This is a genomic window from Rhodococcus sp. (in: high G+C Gram-positive bacteria) (assembly GCF_049286785.1).
Lineage (GTDB): Bacteria > Actinomycetota > Actinomycetes > Mycobacteriales > Mycobacteriaceae > Rhodococcus_F.
Map to the genome: position 1 here is coordinate 1 of NZ_JBAQEO010000077.1, position 3,165 is coordinate 3,165.

The 3,165-nt window shown below is 63.8% G+C and carries 6 protein-coding genes; 2 read left to right on the forward strand and 4 right to left on the reverse strand.

Annotated features, from left to right (window positions below):
* Positions 1–813: 813 nt before the first annotated feature.
* A complete protein-coding gene (locus WAW17_RS02750) occupies positions 814–981 on the reverse strand; it encodes a hypothetical protein (protein WP_422331489.1) in 168 nt (55 codons plus the stop codon).
* Between the two features lie 65 nt (positions 982–1,046).
* Positions 1,047–1,412 carry a hypothetical protein gene (locus WAW17_RS02755; protein WP_422331490.1) on the reverse strand — a complete coding sequence of 122 codons (366 nt, stop codon included), beginning with the start codon at positions 1,410–1,412 and terminating at the stop codon, positions 1,047–1,049.
* A gap of 231 nt (positions 1,413–1,643) precedes the next feature.
* Here WAW17_RS02755 and WAW17_RS02760 point away from each other — a divergent pair, with 231 nt between their 5' ends.
* Entirely contained in the window at positions 1,644–1,778 is a 135-nt protein-coding gene (locus WAW17_RS02760) for a hypothetical protein (RefSeq protein ID WP_422331491.1), read from the forward strand.
* Positions 1,779–1,909: 131 nt separating this feature from the next.
* Positions 1,910–2,116 carry a hypothetical protein gene (locus WAW17_RS02765; protein WP_422331492.1) on the forward strand — a complete coding sequence of 69 codons (207 nt, stop codon included), beginning with the start codon at positions 1,910–1,912 and terminating at the stop codon, positions 2,114–2,116.
* A gap of 266 nt (positions 2,117–2,382) precedes the next feature.
* On the opposite strand, the gene WAW17_RS02770 is transcribed toward WAW17_RS02765, so the two are convergent.
* Positions 2,383–2,652 carry a hypothetical protein gene (locus WAW17_RS02770; protein WP_005571513.1) on the reverse strand — a complete coding sequence of 90 codons (270 nt, stop codon included), beginning with the start codon at positions 2,650–2,652 and terminating at the stop codon, positions 2,383–2,385.
* A 102-nt stretch (positions 2,653–2,754) separates the two neighbouring features.
* Complete coding sequence (locus WAW17_RS02775; protein ID WP_185723526.1) at positions 2,755–2,928, reverse strand: hypothetical protein; 174 nt, start codon at positions 2,926–2,928, stop codon at positions 2,755–2,757.
* Positions 2,929–3,165 lie beyond the last annotated feature (237 nt).

A 3,165-nucleotide genomic window follows, 5' to 3' on the forward strand; every position in this document is an offset into this window, starting at 1 on the left:
ATCCGCGAGATGTCCTTCTGTGTGGCTGAATCCGACCCTAGAGAAGTCCTATTCTTCCACTACGACAGGGCATTTCGCCTTTATGACACTCTCAGCCGCTCATACCAATCGGTGCTTCCAGGTTAAGTTAAGGCAGGTTGCTGCGGACTCGCATCTCCACAGTGGTGAACGACTGAACATCACCGTTCCGATCCCCAACGTTGAAGTCGCTGGCTTGGGGGATCTGAAACAGGGACATCTGAAAGTCGTCGATCTGTCCTGACGCGCTGATGGTCCTTAAGGATCTGCAGCGCGTTCGCCACGGCGTTTTACATTGCGGGGGTGAGGAAATGCGCGCCGGCGGCCGAGATCAAAGTTTGAGGCGGGTCAGCGCCGCCGAAACGCCCTGATGCTGCACGGCAGTTCAGCGCCCCACCCGGGCGGTCGGCACCCTCGACGCGCTGACCCGGTGCACAGGTTAGCGGCAAGTCTGGGCGAGTGGGAAGGCCGAAACACAGGGTTTACCTCGGTCGGCCGCTGGTTGTGGCGATCAACGAGATATATAGGACCTTTGCTGTCACGACATCTGTGGCGGTGCCGCAGTCACTCCTCCACGCCACATCCTGGACGCTCCTCGGCGTCCTCCCTTGCGCTTCGCCGGATGCTGCTCGAGGGTGGTGACCGGGACGGCCGTAGTTCGCTGGCGTAGTGCGCACGCATGCACGGGCGCCGGCCTCGTCACCACAGAGCAGGCAGCGGCGCGATCCACGCTCTGAGTGGACGACCCGCCCCACTGTTTTATCGCAGGTCGGAGCGCTGGCGTTTGAGCCCTGGTCAGCCCACCAGCGGCCTGAATTCGTGGAGGCTCAGCAGCTGCTGCACATACTGTCCTTCGGCCAGCGCGGTCACGGCGTCGAGCTTGGCCAACTCTCCGGTCCCGGCCGTCGCGATGTCGAGTTGCATCAACTCGGCGACCCGCTCCCGGATCTCTTGATGGATCACACGATCACCACCTCTGCACTGTGGGTGCCCCACCCGTGCCGACGTTGATTTGATCTGAATTGACGTCAGCGCCGGATCTCGAGCTTGTCGAGCCTGACGTCGACACCGGCCTTGCGTGCCTCGGCGATCCGATCGATCAGTGCGTAGGCGAAGCGGTAGTAGTCGATCTGCGAGGTGGGACTGTCGGGATGCGCCGTGTCGGCCGCAAGGAAAGTGCTCAGGTTTGCATGCGCGAGCTTCACGGCCTTGATGGCTGCGTCGTGCAGTTCGACGGGCGCAGTCTTCGCGGCGCATCGCTCTGACAGTCGGGTTTCGGCCCGGACAAGAGCGGCGCGGAGTACGGGAGTGACGCGCTCGATGACACTGTCAGGTGGCGGGGGAACACGGTTCACGCCGTCGCGGATCGCGTGGTCATCGTCCTGGGTGCTCATGGCCTTGATTCTCCTCCGGGCGCCCGGAGCGCGGAGATCACCGACATTCAACGGCAAGTTAGAAACTACGAAATATCGACTCTGACCTGCCATTTACTGCGCCCGTGGCAGGATTCGAACCTTTGGTGCGGGTTCACCGGAGGCGCGGATCGGCCCGGGGCGCCGACCACTACCGGGCAGGCCCGCTTGCCGGGTACTCGTCCGTGCATTGCCACCCTCACGCTCGACTCGGTGACGTCCCTCGCCGGTGCTGTCGCGTTCCAACTGTCGAGCATGTCGTTCAGCAGCGTGTTCGGGTCGGCGAAGTGCCCGTGGAACCCGCGTTTGGTGACGCCGACCCCCGACGCGAAGCATTCGACTCCGTAGATTCAGGAGCCGTGGGGAAATCGGTGAATTGCGAGGGCCCCAGCGAACCATCACCGGCGAGGTGCAGCCGCCGCCGTTTCCCGCGCTCCGTGGTTCCGTGCGCTGCGCGCGGCGACGGTAGCATCATCGCCATGACCGCGGACCTCGACCACCGCTGGCGACTTCTGACCGCAGAGCAGCAGGACCGACTGCGGGCCGACCCTGACGGACCGGTGCCACGTGAGCTCGTCCCCCGTCTCGAACAGTTGGGCCTGCTACCGCTCGAGTTCCCGACTGGTGAGGAGGGCCGCAGACTGCCGCCGCGGGTCGCACGGTTCATTGCAGACACCGCACGATGACATCCGCGGGAGGATCCTCGCGCTCGGCACCGAAGCCGTGTCACCACCTCACGCAACTGTCGGACGTCGTCAGGCACAGATAGGCGGCGCCGCGATGGTGCAGCGGCAGTGCGGGCGGGCGAGCAAAGGTCATCTACTCAATGACCGACCATGACGTGCAGAATCCGGGACTCACACTTGAGTGGGGCGGAAGTCGACCGAAATAGAACCACCGTATAGGTTCGCATGACCGTGCACGGCCCAGGCGGGCGGCTATCACTGCCCGATCAGCGTTCCTTCAGCCTCGAGGTGTACCGCTGGGCAATGTCGGCCGCGTCGTCGGCCATTACCAGGGCCCGCTCCACATCTGCCAGGGCATCGCGCGCGGCGTTGAGTGCCTCCGCAGCGGTGATCGGGTGCCCGAGTTTGTCGGTATCCAAGTCTACGGCGGTGAGCGCCTGATACCCGCGGGCGAGGTCGAGCACGATACGGCGAAGCGCGTGGAGGGTGTCCCGTGCGGTGCCCAACTGCTCGTCTAGGTCGGCGGCCGCGGTCACTGGCCGGTCCCCTCGTTGTCCACCATCTCCTCATCCTTCCCTGGCGGTCCGACACGATAGATGTCTCGCCTGGACTTGTTCCGGCACGGACCGTTTCTGAGCCTAGAGCTGCTCGGATCGCTTACGAGCGAGTTCGGCACGAACCGTGTCGTAGGTGAGTGAGGGTCTTCCCGAATCGGCGTGTGGCACGCCGTCACGCTCGAGCTCCTCCAGGAACTCCTCGAGCCGTTCCGTAGTCCATTTCTCCAGTCCGGCGACACGGCGGTTGTCAGGCATGGCCTCCACTATCCGCTCCCGTCCGAAGTTCGTCGCGCCGAGGATCCGCCGAAGTGCATGTCGGTTTGAGGAGCGGACTGCACGGTTTCGTCAGCGTTTCCCGCCTAGTGCCAATACCGTTCAGTTAGCCGGTGAGAATCGTGCATTCCGGAGGGCGTGTGGGTTGCGGATGATGTTGGTGGTGTGAGCGTTTCGCTGCCCATTTGAGGACCTTACGTTTGACGACGCGCGGGTTGG